This is a genomic window from Dankookia sp. GCM10030260 (genome assembly GCF_042666655.1).
In the GTDB taxonomy this organism is placed as follows: Bacteria; Pseudomonadota; Alphaproteobacteria; order Acetobacterales; family Acetobacteraceae; genus Paracraurococcus.
In genome coordinates this window covers 1-1505 of the sequence record NZ_JBHTDE010000076.1, presented here as the reverse complement: position 1 = coordinate 1505, position 1505 = coordinate 1, and the positions used below count along the sequence as shown (strand labels likewise).

At 71.8% G+C, this 1505-nt stretch carries 1 protein-coding gene; it reads right to left on the bottom strand.

Going from position 1 to position 1505, the window contains the following annotated elements:
* Window positions 1-1505, bottom strand: a 1505-nt coding sequence (locus ACFQS7_RS30885; RefSeq protein WP_380070976.1) for an MHYT domain-containing protein, incomplete at both ends; no start/stop codon positions are given.

Below are 1505 nucleotides of genomic sequence, written 5' to 3'. Positions count from 1 at the left end.
GACGGCTCTCCACCGCGACGTGGCCACCAAGCTGGCGGGCGAAGCCGTAGACCTGGGCGAGCCCCAGTCCGGTGCCCCGACCAGGCTCCTTCGTGGTGAAGAACGGCTCAAAGGCACGCGCCAGCACCTCCGGCGGCATCCCATGCCCGGTGTCGCGCACCGCAACCGCCACGAAGGCGCCCGGCGCCGCGTCGTCGTTGCCAGCCAGCTCGGCCGGGCCGAGCTCCGCCCGCGCAGCGCGGATAGAGAGTGTGCCGCCTTCGGGCATCGCGTCGCGCGCGTTCACCACCAGGTTCAGCACCGCCGTCTGCAGCTGCGCCGCGTCGGCGCGGCACAAAGGCAGGCGCGGCTCGAAGGCGAGTTCAAGTGCAATCGTCTCCCCGAGCGCGCGGCGAATCAGGGTGGTGAACTCTTGCAGCAGCGTGGCCGCGTCCAGCGCCTCCGGCCGCAGCGCCTGGCGCCGGGAGAAGGCGAGCAGGCTTTGGCTGAGCCGCGCGCCCCGCCGTACCGCCTGACGCGCCGCCTCCAGCATCTGGTAGGCCCGCTCGTCGCCGCGGACGTGGCGCTCGAGGCTTGATAGCGCGCCGAGTACGACTGTGAGCAGGTTGTTGAAGTCGTGCGCCACCCCGCCCGTCAGCTGCCCCACTGCTTCTAGCTTCTGCGACTGACGCAGCGCCTCCTCAACATGCCGCCGGGCGGTGACGTCAGCCAGGCCGCCGAGGCAGCGGACGAGCCGCCCCTCGACGTCCCGCTCGGGACTGGCCGAGAGCAATACGTCGAGGACGCGGCCGTCCTTGGCGATCACCTGACACTCAGCCTCATGCAGGTCCCGGCCAGCCAGGAGTGCCGGCCAGTGCTCCTCTCCATAGCGGCGCGCGCAGTCGGGCGGCATGAAGGCGGCGAGCGAGCGCCCGATAACCTCCTCACGCCGGTAGCCGAAGAGGGCGAGCCAAGCGTCACTCGTCTCGAGCACGGCGCCGTCCGGGCCGAGGGAGTGCAGCGGCAGCGGCGTGCGCTGGTAAAGCGCCCGGAAGCGGGCCTCGCTGGCGCGCAGCGCCTCTGCTTCGCGCTCGGCGAGGCGAGCGAAGCGGCGGTCGACCACGGCGGCGAGGAGCGAGAGGGACAGGATTAGGAAGGTGACGATGGCCACGCCAAGGGCGAGCGCTGCCTGATCAGCGTGCGTGTGCCCGTGCGTGCCGTCGGCCAGCGCGCCGGGGCCGGTGAAGGTCGCCGCCCACATCGCGGTGTAGTGCATCCCCGCGATGGCGAGGCCCATTGCGCCGGCGGCGAGAACTCGGAACTGCGCGCTGGTGCCGCGGGCGGCAATCCAGAGCGCGGCGACGGAGGCGCCGATGGCAATGAGGACCGAAGCGGCGACCAGGAGAGGGTTGTATTCGACGCTGGCCGGCATGCGCATTGCGGCCATGCCAGTGTAGTGCATGGCCGCAATACCGAGCCCCATCAGCAGGCCGGCGAGACCGGTGCGGGCGGGACCCGCGCCGTAG